At 69.7% G+C, this 20,274-nt stretch carries 20 protein-coding genes; 10 read left to right on the plus strand and 10 right to left on the minus strand.

Features of this window, described 5'->3' with window-relative positions; genetic code table 11:
* The 6 genes from rpoN to KIT86_RS16810 form a co-directional block, all read left to right on the plus strand.
* A partial coding sequence (gene rpoN, locus KIT86_RS16785; protein ID WP_297400412.1) for an RNA polymerase factor sigma-54 occupies nucleotides 1-1,109 on the plus strand: 1,109 nt, incomplete at its 5' end.
* Between the two features lie 97 nt (nucleotides 1,110-1,206).
* Nucleotides 1,207-2,535 carry a THUMP domain-containing protein gene (locus KIT86_RS16790; protein WP_297400414.1) on the plus strand — a complete coding sequence of 443 codons (1,329 nt, stop codon included), beginning with the start codon at nucleotides 1,207-1,209 and terminating at the stop codon, nucleotides 2,533-2,535.
* Between the two features lie 2 nt (nucleotides 2,536-2,537).
* Nucleotides 2,538-2,984, plus strand: a complete 447-nt coding sequence (locus KIT86_RS16795) for a putative toxin-antitoxin system toxin component, PIN family (protein ID WP_297400415.1) — start codon at nucleotides 2,538-2,540, stop codon at nucleotides 2,982-2,984.
* Nucleotides 2,974-4,098 (plus strand): hypothetical protein, encoded by a 1,125-nt coding sequence (locus KIT86_RS16800; RefSeq protein ID WP_297400417.1) that lies wholly within the window; start codon nucleotides 2,974-2,976, stop codon nucleotides 4,096-4,098. The genes KIT86_RS16795 and KIT86_RS16800 overlap by 11 nt, the downstream gene beginning before the upstream one ends.
* A gap of 23 nt (nucleotides 4,099-4,121) precedes the next feature.
* The gene (locus KIT86_RS16805; protein ID WP_297400419.1) at nucleotides 4,122-4,511 is read left to right on the plus strand and encodes a DUF488 domain-containing protein; all 390 of its coding nucleotides are present in this window, start codon (nucleotides 4,122-4,124) and stop codon (nucleotides 4,509-4,511) included.
* The gene (locus tag KIT86_RS16810; protein ID WP_367185447.1) at nucleotides 4,508-4,972 is read left to right on the plus strand and encodes a DUF1772 domain-containing protein; all 465 of its coding nucleotides are present in this window, start codon (nucleotides 4,508-4,510) and stop codon (nucleotides 4,970-4,972) included. The genes KIT86_RS16805 and KIT86_RS16810 overlap by 4 nt, the downstream gene beginning before the upstream one ends.
* Nucleotides 4,973-5,118: 146 nt before the next feature.
* Here the strand turns inward: KIT86_RS16810 and KIT86_RS16815 are convergent, their stop codons facing one another.
* Nucleotides 5,119-6,738 carry an FMN-binding glutamate synthase family protein gene (locus KIT86_RS16815; RefSeq protein WP_297400421.1) on the minus strand — a complete coding sequence of 540 codons (1,620 nt, stop codon included), beginning with the start codon at nucleotides 6,736-6,738 and terminating at the stop codon, nucleotides 5,119-5,121.
* 67 nt (nucleotides 6,739-6,805) lie between these two features.
* Here KIT86_RS16815 and KIT86_RS16820 point away from each other — a divergent pair, with 67 nt between their 5' ends.
* The 4 genes from KIT86_RS16820 (at nucleotide 6,806) to KIT86_RS16835 (ending at nucleotide 11,195) form a co-directional block, all read left to right on the plus strand.
* Nucleotides 6,806-7,618: a UPF0149 family protein gene (locus KIT86_RS16820; RefSeq protein WP_297400423.1), complete on the plus strand. Its 813-nt coding sequence runs from the start codon at nucleotides 6,806-6,808 to the stop codon at nucleotides 7,616-7,618.
* Between the two features lie 73 nt (nucleotides 7,619-7,691).
* Nucleotides 7,692-8,264: a TetR/AcrR family transcriptional regulator gene (locus KIT86_RS16825; RefSeq protein WP_297400425.1), complete on the plus strand. Its 573-nt coding sequence runs from the start codon at nucleotides 7,692-7,694 to the stop codon at nucleotides 8,262-8,264.
* A 193-nt stretch (nucleotides 8,265-8,457) separates the two neighbouring features.
* Entirely contained in the window at nucleotides 8,458-8,919 is a 462-nt protein-coding gene (locus KIT86_RS16830) for a (2Fe-2S)-binding protein (RefSeq protein WP_297400468.1), read from the plus strand.
* An 11-nt stretch (nucleotides 8,920-8,930) separates the two neighbouring features.
* On the plus strand, nucleotides 8,931-11,195 hold the full coding sequence (locus KIT86_RS16835) for a xanthine dehydrogenase family protein molybdopterin-binding subunit (RefSeq protein ID WP_297400427.1): 2,265 nt from the start codon (nucleotides 8,931-8,933) through the stop codon (nucleotides 11,193-11,195).
* 42 nt (nucleotides 11,196-11,237) lie between these two features.
* Here the strand turns inward: KIT86_RS16835 and KIT86_RS16840 are convergent, their stop codons facing one another.
* From KIT86_RS16840 to KIT86_RS16880, 9 genes are all read right to left on the minus strand, one after another.
* A complete protein-coding gene (locus KIT86_RS16840) occupies nucleotides 11,238-11,909 on the minus strand; it encodes a glutathione S-transferase (protein ID WP_297400429.1) in 672 nt (223 codons plus the stop codon).
* Nucleotides 11,910-11,941: 32 nt separating this feature from the next.
* A complete protein-coding gene (locus tag KIT86_RS16845) occupies nucleotides 11,942-13,093 on the minus strand; it encodes a DNA alkylation repair protein (protein ID WP_297400431.1) in 1,152 nt (383 codons plus the stop codon).
* Between the two features lie 5 nt (nucleotides 13,094-13,098).
* Nucleotides 13,099-13,587 carry a CinA family protein gene (locus tag KIT86_RS16850; protein WP_297400433.1) on the minus strand — a complete coding sequence of 163 codons (489 nt, stop codon included), beginning with the start codon at nucleotides 13,585-13,587 and terminating at the stop codon, nucleotides 13,099-13,101.
* A 2-nt stretch (nucleotides 13,588-13,589) separates the two neighbouring features.
* On the minus strand, nucleotides 13,590-14,108 hold the full coding sequence (locus KIT86_RS16855) for a phosphatidylglycerophosphatase A (RefSeq protein ID WP_297400435.1): 519 nt from the start codon (nucleotides 14,106-14,108) through the stop codon (nucleotides 13,590-13,592).
* Between the two features lie 45 nt (nucleotides 14,109-14,153).
* The gene (locus KIT86_RS16860) at nucleotides 14,154-15,158 is read right to left on the minus strand and encodes a 2-oxoglutarate and iron-dependent oxygenase domain-containing protein (RefSeq protein WP_297400437.1); all 1,005 of its coding nucleotides are present in this window, start codon (nucleotides 15,156-15,158) and stop codon (nucleotides 14,154-14,156) included.
* The gene (locus tag KIT86_RS16865) at nucleotides 15,155-16,204 is read right to left on the minus strand and encodes an ABC transporter substrate-binding protein (RefSeq protein WP_297400439.1); all 1,050 of its coding nucleotides are present in this window, start codon (nucleotides 16,202-16,204) and stop codon (nucleotides 15,155-15,157) included. Before KIT86_RS16865 ends, KIT86_RS16860 begins: the two co-directional genes overlap by 4 nt.
* Before the next feature lie 122 nt (nucleotides 16,205-16,326).
* Nucleotides 16,327-17,238, minus strand: a complete 912-nt coding sequence (locus KIT86_RS16870) for a LysR family transcriptional regulator (protein ID WP_297400441.1) — start codon at nucleotides 17,236-17,238, stop codon at nucleotides 16,327-16,329.
* Nucleotides 17,239-17,250: 12 nt separating this feature from the next.
* On the minus strand, nucleotides 17,251-18,231 hold the full coding sequence (thiL, locus tag KIT86_RS16875) for a thiamine-phosphate kinase (RefSeq protein ID WP_297400442.1): 981 nt from the start codon (nucleotides 18,229-18,231) through the stop codon (nucleotides 17,251-17,253).
* A complete protein-coding gene (locus KIT86_RS16880; protein ID WP_297400445.1) occupies nucleotides 18,224-20,272 on the minus strand; it encodes a site-specific recombinase in 2,049 nt (682 codons plus the stop codon). Before KIT86_RS16880 ends, thiL begins: the two co-directional genes overlap by 8 nt.
* Nucleotides 20,273-20,274 lie beyond the last annotated feature (2 nt).

The following is a 20,274-nucleotide window of genomic DNA, read 5'->3' on the forward strand; positions in this document are numbered from 1 at the left end:
GCCTGCGCCTGTCGGACGAAGACCGCGCCGCCCTGTACTTCCTGATCGAATCCCTCAACGACGACGGTTACCTGGAAGAGAGCCTGGCCGAACTGGCCGACGCCTGGCTGCACCTCTCGGGCACGCCCCGGCTCGCGGGCGATCCGAACGACGCGCTCGAAGCGCGCGAGGCGCTGGAGCAGCGCCTCGCGGTGGCGCTGCAGCTGCTGCAGCACATGGAGCCCGCCGGCGTGGGCGCGCGCGACCTGGGCGAATGCCTGCGCCTGCAGATCCTGGAGCTGCGCAACACCGCCGAGGCGCGCGCCGCGCTCGCCATCTGCAAGCAGCCGCTGGAGCTCATGGCCAAGCGCGACGTCAAGCGCCTGTGCAACCTCTGTGGCATCGACGACGAGACGGCGCGTGCCGCGCTCGGCCTGATCGCGCGCCTGGAGCCCACGCCGGGCCGACGCTTCGTCGACGTGGAGCGCAACGTGGTGGTGCCTGACGTGATCGTCACGCGCGCCGGCCGGGGCTTCAAGGTCATCCTCAATCCGGACGTGATGCCGCGCCTGCGCGTGCACGATGTCTACGCCAACGCCATGCGGCAGAACCGCGGCGGGCGCGACGGCGGTGGCGAGGCCGGGCACGCGGCCATGCAGCAGCGCCTGCAGGAAGCGCGCTGGTTCATCAAGAACATCCAGCAGCGCTTCGACACCATCCTGCGCGTCTCCAGCGCCATCGTGGAGCGCCAGCGCAACTTCTTCATGCACGGCGAGCTGGCCATGCGCCCGCTGGTGCTGCGCGAAATTGCCGATGAGCTGGGTCTGCACGAATCCACCATCAGCCGCGTGACCACCGCCAAGTACATGGCCACGCCCTTTGGCACCTACGAGCTCAAGTACTTCTTCGGCTCTTCGCTGGGCACCGAAACCGGCGGCAACGCCTCCAGCACCGCGGTGCGCGCGCTGCTCAAGCAGTTCATCGCCGCCGAGGAGCCCGCCAAGCCGCTGTCGGACAACCAGCTCTCCGACCTGCTGCGCGAGCAGGGCATCGAATGCGCGCGCCGCACCGTGGCCAAATACCGCGAGGCGCTGCGCATCGCACCCGCGAATCTCAGAAAAGCGCTATGACCCCCACGCTCCACCGCTGTGCGGGTCGCTGCCCGGGTCGCTGCCCCCCAGGGGGGCTGTTTCGCCTTGGGGCGGCCCGGCGACGAAACCCTCTCCCATGAACCAGCTTCAAATTTTTCTGCCCTGCGCCGCCGGCGTGGAGGACATGCTCGCCGCCGAGGTGGAGCGCATCACGGGTGAGGGCTCGCCCTACAAGGCGCGCGGCGGGGTTGCGCTGAACGCGTCGTGGCGCGACGCGATGCGCCTGAACCTGCACAGCCGCCTCACGCAGCGCGTGCTGGTGCAGCTCTGGCATGGCGGCTACCGCAACGAGCAGGACCTGTACAACGCGGCGGCCGAGGTGGCCTGGGAGATCTGGTTCACGCCGGCCGAGACCATCAAGGTCGAGATCACCGCCCAGCACAGCCCGCTGACCTCGCTGAATTTCGCCGCGCTCAAGGTGAAGGACGCGATCTGCGACCGTTTTCGCGCCAAGCGCGGCGAACGGCCGAGTGTGAACACCACCTGGCCCGATGTGCGCATCTATGTGCACCTGACCACCGACACGGTGAGCTTGTACATCGACACCTCGGGCGAGCCGCTGTTCAAGCGCGGCTGGCGCGAGGACAAGGGCGACGCGCCGCTGAAGGAGACGCTGGCCGCCGCGATGATCGCGGCCACCGGCTGGCAGGCCGGCATCGAGACACCGCTGGACGACATCGCGCCGCTGTACGACCCCTGCTGCGGCAGCGGCACGGTGGTGATCGAGGCCGCGCAGATCGCGCTGAACATCGCGCCCGGCCAGTTGCGCCGCTTCGCTTTCGAGAAATTGCTCCCGTTCCAGCCGCACGTGTGGCAGGCCATCAAGGCCGATGCGGTCAGGCAACAGCGCGAGTGGCCTGCGGGCCATGCGCCCATCGTCTTCGGCAGCGACGTGTCGTTCCGCATGGTCGATTTCGCACAGCGCAATGCCGAGCGCGCCGGCGTGGCCCATGCGGTCGAGCTGCGCGGCGGTGACGCGCTGCAGCGCACACCGCCCACCAGCCGCCCCGGCGTGTTGCTGCTCAACCCGCCCTACGGCGAGCGCATCGCGGCTGCCGGTGTGGCGGGGGAAAACGCGAGTGCCCGCGCCCAGCGCATGGCCCCGCGCGCGCCACGCACCTTCACCGTGGGGGCGCCACCCCCGCCTGCGCCCGGCCAGGGCCGCGAGAGCGCGCAGATGGCCGACGGGGGGGACGGCAGCGACTTCTTCAACCAGCTCGCCGCACACTGGAAGACCCACTACGCCGGCTGGAGCGCCTGGCTGCTCACGCCCGACCTCAAGCTGCCCGGCAAGATGCGCTTCAAGGAATCGCGCCGCGTGCCCCTGTGGAATGGCCCGATCGAGTGTCGCTTGTTCCGCTTCGACCTCACCGCGCGCAAACCGCGACCCGACAACGGGGCCTGAACGTGGAAGCGGTGCTGAACACCACCGACGCGCTGGTGCTCGACACCAACATCGCGCTCGACCTGTTCGTCTTCCGGGACCCGGCCACATCGCCCTTGCGCGAGGCGCTGGAGCGCTCGACCGGCGCTTGGCTGGCCACCGCCGCGATGCGCGAGGAGCTGGTGCGCGTGCTGGCCTACCCGCAGATCGCGCGCCGCCTCACGGCCCAGGCCCGGCCCGCCCAGGACGTGCTCGATGCCTTCGACCGACACGCGCGCGTGGTGCCCGAGGCGCCCAAGGCGGCCTTCACCTGCAAGGACGCGGACGACCAGAAGTTCATCGACCTCGCCGCCGCGCACCGCGCCACCCTGGTCAGCAAGGACGACGCCGTGCTCTGCATGGCGCGGCGCATGGAACGCATCGGCGTGACCGTTTGCCGCGAGTGGAGGAGCCTCGCCCATGAGGTTTGAACGCCACCTCCTGGGAGGGATGGCCGCGCTGATGATCGCTGTGCCGGCCTGGGCCGTGCCGCGCTGCGAACTCAACGGCGAGAGCGTGAACCCGAACAACGGCCACACCACGGCCGGCAAGAGTGGCGTGATGCGCTGCACCGACGAAGACGCCCCGGTGCGCCGCCGCGAGCAGACGTTGCTCGAAGGCCGCTTCGTGGGCCCCGTGGTGATGGTGCTGGCCGACGGCGAGCGGCGCGAGTACAGCGTCAACGAGCGCGGCAACCGCCACGGCCTGGCGCGCACTTTCGATGGCAGGGGCACGCTGCGCATGGAGGAGAACCTGGACAACGGCAGCAACGTAGGCGTGCAGAAGCGCTTTGGCGAGTCGGGTGACCTGCAGGAGCTGAATTTCGCCGACGGGCGCCGCACGCTGCTCACCATCGCCTACCTGGCCGATGGCACGCTCAGGGAGCTGCGCTGCGCGCCTGCGAGCCTGGTGCCGCAGGACCGCGAGGTCTGCGGTCACGCGGGGCGGGCGAGTGAGGTTACGCTGTACCGCGAGCCCGGCAAGCCCTCGGGCACGGTGAGCTACCTCAACGGGCAGATGCAGCGCCAGAGTGTGCTCGACCGCGAGGGGCGGTTGGTGCGCAACGAAGAACTCAAGGACGGCCGGCGCATCAAGCGCGTGTTCTATGCATCGGGCCGGCCGCGCTCCGAAACCGACTTCATCGAACGCGACCCCGGCGGCCCGGGTGGGCGCGAGGGCACGGCGCGCGAATGGGCCGAGAGCGGGCAGCTCACGCAGGAAACGGCCTGGGCCCAGGGGTACGAGCAGCGCATCCAGCAGTGGTACCTGAACGGCAAGCTGAAGATGCGCCAGCAGATTCGCCGCGAAGGCCGCGAGCACGAACGCACCACCGAGAGCTTCTGGGACAACGGCAAGCCCGCGGCGATCAACGCCGAGCGCAACGGTCGCCTCTGGGGCTGGCAGAAATACTTCAACGAAGAGGGCGTCCTCCTGCGCGAGGACGAGCACGGTGAGCGCGGGCTGCTGCAGCGCCGCAAGCGGTACAACGAACAGGGTGTGCTGGAGCGCGAAGAGCGTTTCCTGGAAGACGGCTCGCGCATCTGAGGTTCGACTGGAAGGAGACGGCCATGGCCATACGGGTGGTTCGATTGGGCAGCGAGAGGGCGGCGGGCGAGGGCACCCGCATCGGCACGGTGCGGCGGCCGCCGCGCGGCGTGCCCAAGGCCGAGTTCGCCGCGGGCAACTGGTACGACGTGTGGTACCCCCACCTCGCGCCCAGTGTGGAAACCATGAAGCTCGGCCAGAGCGCCCAGACGCCCGCGCAGTGGAGCACCTTCACGCGGAAGTACCGCGCCGAGATGGCCACGCCGGAGAACGCGCGCAACCTGGAGCTGCTTGCCGCGCTGTCGCAGCGCTCGGATTTTTCCGTCGGCTGCTACTGCGAGGACGAATCGCACTGCCACCGCTCGGTGCTGCGCGAGCTGCTGGTGGAAAAAGGCGCGAAGGTCGTGCCATGACCGGCATGGACTTGCTGTCCCTGGTCACCGCGCTGGGCTCGGCCACGGTGGGCGGTGTGTTCTTCGCCTTCTCCACTTTCGTGATGAAGGCCTTGGCGCAGTTGCCCGCCGCGCAGGGCGTGGCGGCCATGCAGCGCATCAACGTGGTGGTGATCAACCCCGGGTTCATGGGCGTGTTCATGGGCACGCTGCTGCTGTCCCTGGCCTGTGTGGTGGTGGCGCTGATGACCGCATCGCTCAGCCTGCTGGCGGCGGGGTTGTTGTACGCGGTCGGCACTTTCGGCGTGACCATGGCCTTCAACGTGCCGCGCAACAACCGGCTCGCGCGCCTGGAGGCCACGTCGCCCGATGCGGCCGCTTACTGGCCCGCCTATGTGCGCGAATGGACGCGCTGGAACCATGTGCGCACCGGCGCCGCGCTGGCGGCGGCGGCCTGTGCGGCCCTGGCTGGGCGCAGCTGAATCTCCATCCATCACAGCGGTTTCCATGGCCAGCACACGCTCTGGCGGCCGTTGCCATGGCGGCGGTGAACCTGCGCTGCGTCGAGGGGCTGGACCTGGGCACGGTGCCGGTGCATGCGCACAACGGCCGGGACATGTGACGGGCCTCAGGCCAGGCTGAACCGCTGCGCGCTGGCCCGCTCCCAATAGGTGGTGAACACCGCGTGCTGCGCCGCCAGGTCGGTCAGCAGCGCACCGGGCGGCGTGGAGGGCAGCAGGTTGGCCAGCAGGCGCACTTCGTTTTCGCTCACGCGGCGCACCAGGTGGTGCGAGGTGATCTGGCGCGGGTGCTGCAGCCCGGCGGCCTGCACCAGTTCCTGCAGCGCCATCAGCGTGCTCTGGTGGAAATGGAACACGCGCTGGGCCTTGTCGGGCACCACCAGCGCCTGCTGGCGCACCGGGTCCTGCGTGGTCACGCCGGTGGGGCAGTGGCCGGTGTGGCAACTCTGCGCCTGGATGCAGCCCAGCGCGAACATGAAGCCGCGCGCGCTGTTGCACCAGTCCGCGCCGATGGCCATGGCGCGCACGATGTCGAAGGCGCTCACCACCTTGCCGGCACAGCCCACCTTGATGTGTTCGCGCAGGTTCACGCCCACCAGGGTGTTGTGCACGAGGCGCAGGCCCTCCTGCAGCGGCGCGCCCACGTGGTCGGTGAACTCCAGCGGCGCCGCGCCGGTGCCGCCCTCCGCGCCGTCGACCACGATGAAATCGGGCCGCACGCCGGTCTCGAGCATGGCCTTGACGATGGCGAACCATTCCCACGGGTGGCCGATGCACAACTTGAAACCCACCGGCTTGCCGCCCGAGAGTTCGCGCAGCCGGGTGATGAAGTGCATCATTTCGATTGGCGTGGAAAACGCGCTGTGCGACGAGGGCGAGACGCAGTCGATGCCGACCGGCACGCCGCGGGCCGCGGCGATCTCGGGCGTGACCTTGGGGCCGGGCAGCACGCCGCCGTGGCCCGGCTTGGCGCCCTGGCTGAGCTTGATCTCGATCATCTTCACCTGCGGATCGATCGCATTGGCCTGGAACCGTTCGGGGCTGAAGTGGCCCGTCTCGTCGCGGCAGCCGAAGTAGCCCGAGCCGATCTCCCAGATCAGGTCACCGCCGTTGAGGCGGTGCCACGCCGAGATGGAGCCCTCCCCGGTGTCGTGGGCGAAGTGGCCGCGCTTGGCGCCCGCGTTGAGCGCCTGGATTGCGTTGGCCGAGAGCGCGCCGAAGCTCATGGCCGAGATGTTGAAGATGCTGGCGTCGTAGGGTTGGGTGCAGGCGTCACCGCCGATCAGCACGCGAAAGTCGTGCGTGGCCAGGGTGCTGGGCTGCAGCGAGTGGTTGAGCCACTCGTGGCCGTCGGCGTTCATGTCCAGTTGCGAGCCGAAGGGGCGCTTGTCGGTCTCGCCCTTGGCGCGCGCGTAGGCCAGGCTGCGCTGGCTGCGCGAGAACGGCGTGGCCTCGGTGTCGTTCTCCAGGAAGTACTGGCGGATCTCGGGCCGGATCTTCTCCAGCATGAAGCGCAGGTGCCCGATGACCGGGTAGTTGCGCAGCACCGAGCTCTTGGTCTGCCGCAGGTCCCACAGGCCCACCGCCGACAGGGCGCCGGACACCAGGAACGTGAGGCCACCCACGCCAAAGGCCACCAGCGTGAACAGGCTCAGCAGCGCAAACAGCACGCACAGCGCGAAGGCGGTGTAGCGCACAGGGTAGAGGGCGTTGAGGCGATCGAGCATGCGGGCTTTCGTGGGTGCATCGGGGAATACACTGCGGGGCATCATAAAACCCCGGTCTCTGTGCCCCATGACAACGACGAACACCCCCTCCGACCCGGCCGGCGCGCTGGACCACGACGACTACGACGCGCTCGACGCCATCCTGGACGACCTGCGCACGCGCGGCGACGAGGTGCCGCAATGGGAGTTCTGCGAAGGTGCCATGGCCGCGCTGCTGTGCACGCGCCGCCCCATCGAGCCCGCCGAGTGGCTGCCCGTGCTGCTGGGCACCGGCCCGCTGCCCACCGCGCCGCAGGACGAAGGCACCCATTTCAGCAACACCGCGCAGTACGAGCGCTTCATGGACCTGTGGTCGCGCCGCCAGGCCGAGGTGGCGGCTTCGCTGGCCGCGCCGGTGGACACGCTGGAAGACGAGCGCAGCTACCACCCCGAGCTGATGGACGTGCGTGGCGCCGTGGCCGCGCTGCCGGACGAGGAGCGCGCCGAGTTCCAGGACCAGGAGCTGCCGGCCTACGCCCAGGTATGGGCGCTGGGCTTCATGTTCGTGGTGGAGAACTGGGGCGAGGACTGGGAGCCGCCGCGCGACAAGGACACCGCCGCCTGGATCGACGAGGCCCTGGAGAAAGTGGTCGAGCTGACCGAGGACGACACCGACACCCCCACGGTGAACATGCACGCCGAGGACGGCCCGCCCAGCGTGAGCGACGAGCGGCTCAACGCCTTTGGTGCCGCCATCTGGGCGGTCTACGACCTGCACCAGATCGGCAAGAGCCTGGGCCCGCGCGTGGAACCGGTGCGCAAGGAAGCCACGCCGGGCCGCAACGACCCTTGCCCCTGCGGCAGCGGGAAAAAGTACAAGAAGTGCCACGGCGGGGCTTGACCCACCCCCGCGTCGCCGCGCGCCGTCTCATCGATTGACGGATGAACATTCATTCGCTTAAGATCGCGCCTTCATGAAACCCAAGGACGACGACAAGCAGCAGGCCATCGCCAGCGCCACCCTGGCGCTGGTCGAGCGCGTCGGCCTGAGCGGGCTGACCATGGCCGGCATCGCCCGCGAGGCCGGCCTGGCCACCGGCACGCTGTACGTCTACCACCGCTCCAAGGAGGAGCTGCTCAACGCACTGTATGAGCAGGTCAAAGGCGCGCTGGGCGCGCTGATCGACACCGGCATCGATCCGTCCGTGCCGTTCCGCCGCCGCATCCAGCAGAACTGGACCCGGCTGCTGCGGCACCGGCTGGCGCACTACCCCGAGGCGGTGTTCATGGACCAGTACTACAACTCGCCCTGGTTCAGCGAGGCCTCGCGCCAGTTCTCGGCGCGTTTTGCCAGCGGCTGCCTGGGCTTTTTCGACGAGGCGCGCGCGCAGCAGATCGTCAAGGACGTGCCCACCATGCTGTTGGCCGCGAGCTTTTTCGGCTCGGTGCGCGACACCGCCAACCTGTTGCGCAGCGGCGACCTGCCAGACACCGAGGCGGCGCTGGCGCAGGCGTTCGGCCTTTGCTGGGACGGCATCAAGGCCTAGCATGAAGAACAGCGCCGCGTCGCTTCGCGCCACCCGCCCCCGAAGGCCACACCAGCGCCCCGGCCACGCCGGTGCCGCGGTGTTGCCGCACTAGACACGCCTGCCATTCAGCAGTAAAAAATCACCCCGATAACGAATGAACATTCATTCGCTGGTGTACCGGCACTTCAACCCACGACAGGAGAACCCCCGCATGCCCACCACGCTCAACATCAATGGCAAGGACGTCAGCGTCGATGCCGACGAATCCACCCCCATCCTCTGGGCCCTTCGCGACACGCTGGGCATGACCGGCACCAAGTTCGGTTGCGGCGCGGCGCTCTGCGGCGCCTGCACCGTGCACCTCAACGGCGCGGCGATCCGTTCCTGCGTCACGCCCATTGCTTCGGCGGTGGGCCAGAAGATCACCACGATCGAAGCGGTGGCGACGGACCGCGTCGGCCAGGCTGTGCAGCAGGCCTGGGTGAAGGCCGACGTGGCGCAATGCGGCTATTGCCAGAGCGGCCAGATCATGAGCGCCACCGCGCTGCTCAAGGCCAACCCGAAACCCAGCGATGCCGAGATCGACGGCGCCATGGCCGGCAACATCTGCCGCTGCGGCACCTATGCGCGCGTGCGCATCGCCATCAAGGACGCGGCCCGCACGCTGGCCTGAAAGGACACCCCATGCACTTGCACACCCACACCGCCGATCAGATCCGGGCCCACCTGCCGCCCGCGCTGGCCCACCGCCTGGAGGGCGCCGAGGTGCCTGAAGGCATCGCGCGCCGCAGCTTTCTGAAGATCGCCACCGCTTCGGGTTTCGCGCTCGGCGCTTTCCCCCTCGTGGGGAACGCCCAGCAGGGCGCGGCCCCGGCCACCACGGGGCTCAAGGCCGACCAGCAACCCGCGGCTTTCGTGAAGATCGCGCGCGATGGCACGGTCACGGTCACCATCAACCGGCTGGAGTTCGGCCAGGGCACGCACACCGGCCTGGCCATGGTGCTGGCCGAAGAGCTCGACGCCGACTGGAGCCGCGTGCAGGCGGTGCACGGCAACGCCGACCCGGCCTACAACGACCCGGCCTTCGGCATGCAGATCACCGGCGGCTCGACGGCGGTGAAGCATTCGTACACGCAGTACCGCGAACTCGGCGCACGCACGCGCGCCATGCTGATGGCCGCCGCCGCGAAGCAGTGGAACGTGCCCGTGGCCTCGCTGGCCACCGAGCGCGGCGTGGTGATCGGCCCGGGTGGCAGGAAGATCGGCTACGGCGCCCTGGCCGACGCCGCGATGCAGCAGCCGGTGCCGGTGCAGGTCACGCTCAAGGACCCGTCGCGCTTCAAGCTCATCGGCCAGCCCACGACGCGGCTGGACGCGAAGGCCAAGTCCAGCGGCCGGCAGGGTTTCGGCATGGACGTGCGCCTGCCCGGCATGCTCACCGCCGTGCTCCAGCACCCGCCGGTGTTCGGCAGCAAGGTGGCCTCGGTGGACGACGCCGCCGCGCGCGCGGTGAAAGGGGTGAAGGCCGTGTTGCGCGTGCCGCTGCACGACGGTGGCGAGGGCGTGGCCGTGGTGGCCGAGGGCTACTGGGCCGCGAAGCAGGGTCGCGATGCGCTGAAGGTGCAGTGGAACGACGCCGGCCGTGAAAAGGTGGACAGCGCGCAGCAGCTCGTGAGCTACCGGGCCCTGGCCGCCAGGACGGGCAACGTGAAACACGACGCCGACATGGCGCCGCTGGCCAATGCGCCGCACAAGATCAGCGCCGAGTTCGTGTTTCCCTACCTGGCGCACGCGCCCATGGAGCCGCTGAACTGCACGGTGCAACTGACCGGCAGCGGCGCCGCTGCCAAGGCCACGGTGTGGACCGGTACCCAGATGCCGGGGCTGGACACCGCCGCTGCCGCGCGCACACTGGGCATCAAGCCCGAGCAGGTGACGATGCATGTGCAGATGGCTGGCGGGGGCTTCGGCCGGCGCGGCCTGCTGACCAGCGACTTCGTGGTCGAGGCGTGCACCATCGCCAAGGCCGCGCAGTCCGCCGGCCTGAGCGCGCCGGTGCGCACGGTGTGGAGCCGCGAGGACGATGTGCGCGGCGGCTACTACCGCCCCATGCACCTGCACCGCGCCGAGATCGCCTTCGATGCCCAAGGCCAGGTGCTGGCATGGGACCACGTGATTGTGGGCCAGTCCATCATGGCCGGCACCTTCTTCGAGCCCATGATGGTCAAGGGCGGGGTGGACGAGACCATGGTCGAGGGCATGGGCAAGCCTTACCGCTTGCCGATGCGCCTCTCGGCCCACCACCCCAAGCTCAACGTGCCGGTGTTGTGGTGGCGCAGCGTGGGCTCCACGCACACCGCCTACGTGATGGAAACGCTGATCGACGACATCGCGCGCGCCACCCGGCAGGACCCGGTGGCCTACCGCCTGAAGCTGATGGATGAGAAGGCGGTGCGCCACCGCGCTGCGCTGCAGCTCGCGGTGGACAAGAGCGGCTACGGCAAGAAGGCCTTGCCCGCCGGCCGCGCCTGGGGCGTGGCGGTGCACGAGTCCTTCGACTCGGTGGTGGCCTACGTGGTCGAGGCCTCGGTGGTCGACGGCACGCCCAAGCTGCACCAGGTCACGGCCGGCGTGCATTGCAACCTCGCGGTGAACCCGAAGAGCGTGGAAGCGCAGATCCAGGGCGGGGCGTTGATGGGCCTGTCGATGTGCCTGCCGGGCGCGGCCATCACCTTGAAGGACGGCGTGGTCGAGCAGAGCAACTTCGGCGACTTCGCCGTGCCGCGCATCACCGACATGCCGGCCATCGCGGTGCACCTTGTGCCCAGCGCCGATGCGCCCACCGGCGTGGGCGAGCCCGGTCTGCCGCCGCTGGCCCCGGCGTTTGCCAATGCCATCGCGAGCCTGAGCGGCAAGCCGCTGCGGGAGTTGCCGTTCAAGCTGGGGTGATGGCGCTTCGAGGGGGCGGCATCTCTTGCTGCAGAACGAAACCTAGAACGACGACAGGTCGAACGGCCCGCCTTGTTCCAGCGCGCGCTGGTAGGCGGGCCGCTCGTGGATGCGGCGCAGCCAATCCGCAAGCTTGGGCCGGTTCTTGAGCAGGCCGCGCGCGGCGGCGGCCTCGATGCCGAAACTCATCTGCACGTCGGCCGCGCTGAACGAGCGCCCGGCGAACCAGGGCCCATGTTCTGTCAGCTCGCCCTCGAGGTAGTCGAAGTGCCGCTTGAGGTTGGGCGTGACGAGCAAGCCTTTGACTTGTGAGGAGATCGCCTTGGCCACTGGGCGCACGATGAACGGGCTCTTGCGCTCGATCTGGTCGAACACCAGTTGCAGCAGCAGGGGCGTGGCCAGCGAGCCTTCGGCGTAGTGCATCCAGTAGCGGTAGCGCAGGTAGGACGGCGTGCCGCGCTCGGGCGCGAACTTGCCTTCGCCGTAGGTCTCGACGAGGTAGTCGAGGATCGCGCCCGACTCGGCCAGCGTGGCCTTGCCGTCGGTGACCACCGGCGACTTGCCCAGCGGATGCACCTTTTGCAGCGAGGCCGGCGCCAGCATGGTTTTGGGGTCGCGCTCGTAGCGCTCGATCTGGTAGGGCACGCCCAGTTCTTCGAGCAGCCAGAGCACGCGCTGCGAGCGCGAGTTGTTCAGGTGGTGGACGGTCAGCATGGGTGCGCTCCTTGTGTGAATGGGTCTTCGGGTCAGGCCTTCAGCTCGAACGCGGCTTCGGCGAGCGCCACGCCGTTGACCCGCAGGTCAATGAGGTGGGTGCCCGGGTAGAGCGTGCGCGTGGTGACGGGCTTGAGGCTGTGGCGCTTGTCCAGTGTGCGCTCTTCACCTGGGGCGAGCGTGAGCTTCCAGCCTTTGAACACCTTGGGCGAGGCGCTGCCATTGGCGCGCACGTGGTGCACCGCGTAGTCCACCACCAGCGATTGAGGCTGGGCCGCGCTGGAGCGCAGTTGCACGCGCAGGCCGATCTCGCCCCCCACTGCCGCGCGCTTCGCCGACAGCGCGAGCGTGGCCTCGCCCTGCAGGCCGCTACCCAGGCCCCAGGCCGCCAGCGTGGGCGCGTGGCCGGCCTTGATCAGGCCTCGGCTGGCGTGGCGCAGCAGCGCGTGGCGCGAATCGGGCGCGTCGATCAGGTGGTCGCGCACCCAGCCGGCGACCAGGTCGGGGTGGTCCTTGGCGATGTCGTTGAGGTGGTTGGCCACGCTGCGGCGCACGTAGCTGCTGGCGTCGTCCTGCAGCGCCCGCAGCAGGGGCAGGGTGGGGGCCGGGTCCACCACCAGCGCCTGCAGCCGAAGGCCCCAGGGCAGGCGCGGGCGGCTGCCCTCGCTGACCAGCCGGCGCACATGCGCGCTCTTGTCGTTGACCCACCGGCCCAAGGTCTGGAACGAGAGCGCGGGGTGGCGCTGGATGAGCGGGCGGATGGCGAACTCGGCGGTGAAGCGTTGCGTGACCGCGTGCAGGCAGGCCAGGCCGCGCCGGGCCGACGTGTCGTCGGCCACGCCCCGGCGCGCCACGAATTCGCCGACCGCCCACAGGGCCCAGCCGCCAATGCCGTGTTCGTCGCGTGCCTGGCCGAGCTGCAGCGGTTCGCCCTGGGCGTCGAGGGCCAGGGGCGGCGCCAGGCAGGCCTCGATCAGCTCGCAGGCGGCGTTGAAGTCGGCGGGCAGCGTTGCCTCCAGCGCGTCGGCGAGCTGCATGGCGCGGGCCTTGAACTCCAGCTGTTCCAGGCCGGTGCCGGCGTGGGTCTCGAAGCGCTTGCGGTCGAATTTCGGCCAGGCGCGGTGCAGGTGGTGGCCTGCGTTGGCCACGGTGGTCGGGCCGATGAGGTTCTTGAATGGCTCCATGGGGATCAGGGGCGGGGCAGTCGTTGCAGGAGGCCGGCCAGCGCATGGCGCACGGTGGCCTGGCGCACGGCGGCGCGGTCGCCATCGAAGCGCTGGTGTTCGGTGAACACACCTTCGGGCGTGGCCCAGCCGAACCACACCGTGCCCACCGGCTTGTCCGGGCTGCCGCCGGTGGGGCCGGCAACGCCGGTCACGGCCACGGCGAGCTGGGCGGGCGAATGAGCGAGCGCGCCCGAGGCCATGGCGCGCGCCACGGGCTCGCTCACGGCACCGTGCTGTTCGATCAACAGGGCGGGCACCCCCAGCAGGCCGTGCTTGGCGGCGTTGGAGTAGGTGACGAAGCCGCGCTCGAACCAGTCGCTGGAGCCCGACACCTCGGTGCAGGCGCCCGCGATCAGGCCGCCGGTGCAGCTCTCGGCGGTGGCCAACATCAGGCCGCGCGACTTGAGTGCGTTCGCCAGTTGCTCGACCAGGGTGGTGGTGGCGTCGGTCATGTTCAGAGCCTCCAGAGGGCGATGACGAGGAGCGTGCAGAACGCGGCGGCGAAGTCGTCGAGCAGGATGCCGAAGCCGCCGCGCGGGCCAAAGCCCTTGAAGGTGCGGTCGGCCCAGGCCATGGGGCCGATCTTGACCATGTCGAACAGCCGGAAGATCAGAAACGCCGCGAGCTGCGCCCAGAAGCCGCTGGGCGAGATCATCCAGAGCACCAGCCAGAACGCGACCACCTCGTCCCACACGATGTGGCCGGAGTCGGCCATGCGCATGTGCCGTGCGGTGACGGTGCAGGCCCACCAGCCCGCGAGCGTGGCCGCGGCGATCACCACCGCCCAGGTGAGCGGGGTGAGCAGGGGGTCCAGCAGCAGAAAGGCCACCCAGGCCCAGAGCGTGCCGGCCGTGCCCGGCGCCAGGCGGCTCAGGCCCGCGCCCGCGCCGAGCGCAAGGAAGTGGGCGGGATGGGCGAACAGAAAACGCCAGGTCGGGCGGGTGAGCGGCGCGTCGTTGGCGGTGTCGGGCATGCGGGGATTATCGGGCGGCGGCGCACGCCGGCCCGCCCCGCAGCCTCAGGGGGCCCAGGATTTCCGGTCGCGCTGAAAGCCTTGAGCCACGTACTCGCCAGCCACCACCGGCTCGAACCTGGCCGGACCGCCATGGGGCAGCTGATCCGGATCGACCCGCGTGCGGTACGCGGGGTGGTGGAATTGGGGAATGGCGTAGCGGCGGTGCCCACTGACGTTGATCACGCGGTGCATCGCCGAGCGGAATCGGCCGTTCGTCCAGCGCGTCATCAGGTCGCCGACGTTGACGATGATCGCGTCCTGGCGCGGGGGGGCGTCGATCCATTCGTCGTCGGCGGAGAGCACGTGCAGGCCGCCGTTCTCGTCGTTGAGCAGCAGCGTGATGACGCCCTTGTCGGCGTGCGCCCGCGCGCCGATGCCCTTGTCGGTCTCCACCAGCTGGGGCGGGTAATGCACCAGGCGCATGTTGGTGGTGGGCTTGACACAGCGGGCGACGAAGAAGTTGGCGTCGACGCCCAGGGCCATGGCCATCGCGCGCAGCACCTGGTGTCCGCAGGCCAGCTGGGCGAAGTACAGGGCCTCGACCTGCGCGCGAAAGCCCGGCAGGTGCTGCGGCCATTGGTTGCTCGAATGAAAGGGCAGTCCGGTGCGCAGGTCCTCGTCGTCGGCCGGGAGCGGAAAGCCCATGTCGAACGACTCCTTGATGTCGGGCTCCTTGCCGGCCGCGGCGGTGTCGTACATCGGCTGGTAGCCGCGGTTCTGGCGCGCCTGGGTGGGTCGGCAAGCCATGCGCTGTTCCAGCGGCAGGTCGAAGAAGCGCCTGGCCGCATCGAAGCCGGCGGCCACCACTTCCTGGGGGATGCCATGGTTTGTCAGGTAGAAGAAGCCATACCGCTGGCTGGCTTGCGCGATCTCGCAGGCCACTTGCTGGCGCCCGGCCTCGTCGCCATACAGGAAGGGATGCACGTCCACCACGGGCAGTCGCTGGGCGGACATGCCTCGGGATGGCTTGCGGGCGAGCTGGTCGTCCATCAGGGTGGTGGTGTTCATGCGGCGAACACCTTGCGCTGGTCGAGCGAGGGGAGGAACCGGGTGTCGATCAGGGTTTTCGCGTCGGGGGTGGCCCTGAAGGCCAGGAACTTGGCCAGCGCATCGACGTCCTGCTGGTAGCGCGCCACGTCGATGCCGCCCAGGCCGTTGCGGCGCACCGCCGGGGTGTTGATCTCCTGGTCGAGCACCACGCCCAGGCGCATGGTTTCGATGCGCGTGTCCACCAGGGGCTCGTGCCCCTTGAGCACGGCCACCGCGCCAGCGCGGTCGGTGTTCGCGTCCTTCATCGCGCGGGTCACCGCCCGCAGGAAGGCGGCCACGGCCTGTGGCTGCTCGCTCAGAAACGCCTGGCTGGCCATGATGGCGTTGCCCGGCAGGCTCACGCCGTGGTCGGCGTACTTCATGACGTGGATGTCGGTGGGGGCCACGCCCAGGCGCTGCAGCGACACCCAGCCCGACGCCATGTAGCCCGAGATCGCCTCGACCTGGCCGCGCGCGAGCAAGGTCTCGCGCATCGCGGGGTCGACCGAATTCCAGCTCACGTCGTTGACCGGGTCCAGGCCGTTGGCGATGGCGAACATGGGAAAGATGCGCCGGGCGCCGTCGTTGGCCGGTGCCGCCAGGGTGCGGCCCTTGAGATCGGACGGGGAGCCGATGCCGGTCTTCTTCAGCGAAAACACAGCCGCCGGGGTGCGCTCATACATCAGCATCACGGCCTTGGCGGGTGCGCTGCCGTTGTTGCCGGCAAACTCGGCCAGCGAGTTCATGTCGCCCGTGCCCATGTCGAAGTTGCCCGAGGCCAGGCGGGTGACCGTGGCCGCCGCGCCGGCGCCCACGTTGAGCGTCACGTCCAGACCTTCGTCGGCGAAGTAGCCTTTGCGCAAGGCCACCACGTAGGGAATCGTGCCGGCCTCGAAGCGCCAGTCGCACTGAAACCGCACTTTGACGGGTTTGGGCTGTGCCCAGACGGGGGCGCCGACGAGCGCGGCCAGGCCGCTGAGCGCCAGGGAGCGGCGGCGCGGTGAAAAAGAAGAGGGGCTGCCCATGTGGATCGTTTGGTGGTCGCAGGAAAACGCCTGCCTGGACGCCAATCTAGGGCGCTTCCTGTTGATCCACAAGAACCGTTTTTCGATGCCAATGTTCTCCGAAAGGCAACGGAAAAAAGCGGCTAGCCGCGGCCGGTGTAGCTGTCGAAGCGCAACTCGATCAGGTCGAGCACCAGCGCGACCATGGGCGCCAGCGTGCGGTCCGCCCGCACCAGCAGTTCGAGCTTGAGCCCTTGCAGGCCGCGGTCGGACAGTGGCACGTGGACGAGCGTGCCGTTGCGGATCTCTTCGGCCACGGTCACGTGGGTCATCACCGCCACGCCGGCGCCGGCCAGCACCAGGCGGGCCATGGTGGCCATCGAATTGGTCTCCGCCAGCAGGTGCAGCGACTCGGCGCCGCCGCGCAGCGCGCTGTCGATCATGCGGCGCGGCTCGTTGTCCGGCGTGGGCAGGATGAGCGGCTGCTCCAGGCATTCCGAGAGCGGCAGGCTCTTGCGCCGCGCCCACTCGTGCCGTGGCGGAACCACCAGGCCGAGCGCGACCGGGAACGATTGCACACGGCGCACGGGCGCGGCCGCCGGCGCGGCCCAGCACATGCCGATGTCGAGTTCGCCGCTGCTCACCTTGTCCACGATTTCCGGGGTGTTGGCCGAGATCACGGTGAAGGACACGCCGGGGTGGTCGCGGTTCACATCGGCGATCAGGTCGGGAATGAGTTGCGAGCCCATGTATTGGAGGATGCCCAGCCGCACCTTGCCACGGCGCATGCCCTTGAGCGCATCGATCTGACCCAGCGCACCCCCGAAATCACGGCGCATGCGCCGCACGTTGGCCAGCATGATCTCGCCCGCCGAGGTGAGCCGCACCCCGCGCGGCAGCCGTTCGAACAAGGGCATGCCCAGCATGTCCTCGAACTTGGCGATCTGGCGGGTGACGGCACTGGGCGCGATGTGCAGGCGCTCGGCCGCGCGGCGGATGGACTTCTGTTCGGCCACTTCCTCGAAGTAGCGCACGAGGGGGGAGAACGCGCTCATGGCCGGGCGGGCTCAGGGGCGGGTGGCGAAGTGGTCGAAGCCGCGCGGGTGGAACGGCAGCACCTGGCCGCTCGCATCGAGCAGGCGCAGGCCCGGGGCAGCGGTCATGCGCCCGATGCGCGTGACCGGCGTGCCGGTGTCGGCCGCGGCCTGGGCGATGGCGGCGCGTGCCTCGGGCGTGGCGGTCAACAGGAGCTCGTAGTCGTCGCCGCCCGCCAGCAGGCATTCCAGCCGGTGCGGGTCGGGCAGGCCCTGGAGTGCGGGTGCGACGGGCAGCGCGGACAGGTGAATGTCTGCGCCCACGCCGCTGGCCGACAGGATGTGGCCAAGGTCGCCAACCAGGCCGTCGCTCAGGTCGATCGCGGCGTGCGCGCCGGCCACGGCGGCCAATGCGAGACCCAAGGCGTTGCGCGGGGTGGGCCGCTCCAGCCGGGCGCGCGCTTCGGGATCGACGGCCGGGCCGGCCCACTCGGTGCCGCGCAATTGCTCCAGCGCCAGCCGGGCCTCGCCGGTGCGGCCGCTCACGTACAGGTCGTCGCCTGCGCGCGCGGCGTCGCGCCGCAGCGCCCGGCCGGGTGGGACCTCGCCGAAGATCGTGATGCACAGGTTGAGCGGGCCGCGCGTGGTGTCACCTCCGACCAGCGGGCAGGCGTGCGCATCGGCCAGCGCGAACAGCCCATGGGCGAAGCGCGCGAGCCAGTCGCTGTCGGGGTGGGGCAGGGCGAGCGCGAGCGTGAACCCCAGCGGGCGCGCGCCCATGGCGGCGAGGTCGCTCAGGTTCACGGCGAGCGCTTTGTGGCCCAGGGCCTGCGGGTCCACGTCGGGGAAGAAATGCCGGCCTTCGACCAGCATGTCGCTGGAGATGGCGAGCTGCTGGCCCGGGCTGGGCTGCAGCAGCGCGCAGTCGTCGCCCATGCCCAACACCACCGCGTGGTCCCCGGCGGGTGCCGGCGCGCGCTGGAAATGGCGGCGGATCAGCTCGAACTCACCCATGCGCTTGGGTGGAACCGGCCGCGGGCGCTGCGGCCGGGGGCTCATCGTCTTCACCGCGTCGCGCGGTGCGGGGCGGGATCAGGAAACTCAGGGGCGCGGCGCGGATGCGGCGCTTGATCGCGGCGCGGATCAGCAGGCGGTTGACTTCGCTGATGTTCTGCGCCTGCAGCGCGAGGCGGAACGCGAGGTAGAAGCTCACGCCCAGGTTGATCGGCCCGATGGCGAGCACGCCGGCCACCGCCCACCAGAACCCGGATTCCCGGAACACGTCCCAGCCCAGCGCCATGGCCGCAGCGGCCACCTGGCCGGCCGAGAGGGTGACGTGGCGCACGTCCAGCCCGATGCCGAAGAAGGTCATGAAGGCGGGCACCAGGCCCAGCATGAAGCCCAGCGAGATGTTGGCCGCCAGGCCCGAGATGTTGCGGCGCATGAAAGCGGCCCAGCGCGCGGCGCGCTCGCGCCCGAGCACGGCGGTGAAGCGCGGGTTGTGCTGCATGGCCGAGTCCAGGTTGTGGAACACGTACCAGTTCTCGACCCAGCCGGCGATGATGCTGGAGGCGAACAGCAGCACGCCGGTGAAGGCCGCGAACAGCACCAGCGGGCCGAGCAGGCTGATGTCCTTGAGCACCTGGTGGGCCTTGTGCTCGTCGATCATGGCCCCGCCGGTGGTCAGCTGCATGACCAGACTGAACAGCACCACCACCGGAATCACCAGCCCGATGTTGCCCACGATGGACGCGATCTGCGAGCGGAACAGGTTGGCGACCTCGTCGACGAAACGGCGCACGGCGCCGGGCGCCTTGATGTCGCGCAGCTTGGCCACCATGGCCGGCGCGGTCACGGCAGGCTGCTTGGTGGCGAGCGTGAGGTGCAGCAGCATGATCACGACGAACGAGGTCGCGTAGTTCACGCCGTTGGCAAAACCGCCCCAGAACGCGGTGAGGCCCAGGCCGGCCATGAGGAACTTGACCCAGACCGTGACACCGACAATGGCGCCGCCGCCGGCCGCCTTGCGCAGCATCTCGCGGTATTCGGTGGCGTTGCGGGTGATGTAGTGCTCGCCGCTTTCGGCACTGCGTTCGGCGACTTTGGCGGCGGTGAGTTGCGAACTGCTGGCGATGAGCGAGCGCACGCTGCGGTTGTCCAGCCCGACCTGGGCCAGGTCGGCCAGCAGGGCGGCGGTGGCGCGCTCGGGCTGTTCGGACTGCAGGCAGTCCAGCAGCTCCTTGACGCGCACGATGCGCTCGCGCAGCTGGCGCAGGCGGAACACGATGCCCACCGAGACGCCGTGCTCTTCCAGGTGGGAGTACACGGTGTAGGCCGCGTGGCGGCAGGCGTCGAGCTGGTGGCGCAGCACGTCGGCGGCGGCCAGGGCTTCGGGGCTGCGTGCGCCGTGGCCGTTCACCGCCCGGCGCAGCGCTTCGAAATCGGCTGGCAACTCATGGAAGGGCCGCTGGGCCTGGGCCTCGGGCGACATGCGGATGCGGATCTCCGAGGCGAAGCCGGTGGCGCTGATCTGGCTCACGCAGAAGATCAGCGCGTCCATCAGGGCGGTCTGCCAGAAACCGGCGGGCGAGTCGGCGGCGGGGGCCTCGTCGGCAGGCGCCGCGATCAACAGGCTGCGCAGCCGCTTGAGCGTGTCGCTGTCGAGCGCCTTGAGCCAGCGCACGTCGAAGCGCGCGGACAGCAGCAGGTCGAACAGCTCGGCCATGTCGGTGGTCTCGGGCGTGCCTGGCAGCACCTTCTTGCGCAGGCGGTTGCCGAACTCGCTCAGAAAGGCGGTGCGCGGCGCGAAGCCATGGTCGGCCAGCAGCGGCGTGAGGTCCACCGTGGCGATGAAGCGGCCCCACCAGAGGCGCCAGCGCGCCTGCATGGCGGGGTCGGCCTGAACGGTGTCGAGAAAGAGCCGCACGCGACCCACGCTGGCCTGCACATCGGCCTCTTCGCCGCGCACCCAGCGCAGCGCCGCGATCAGCCACAGGTGGCGCAAGGCCAGCGGGGCGTCCGGGTCCAGGGTGTCGAGCGGGGTGGAGGTGGGCATGC

Source organism: Hydrogenophaga sp. (genome assembly GCF_026125825.1).
In the GTDB taxonomy this organism is placed as follows: Bacteria; Pseudomonadota; Gammaproteobacteria; order Burkholderiales; family Burkholderiaceae_C; genus Hydrogenophaga.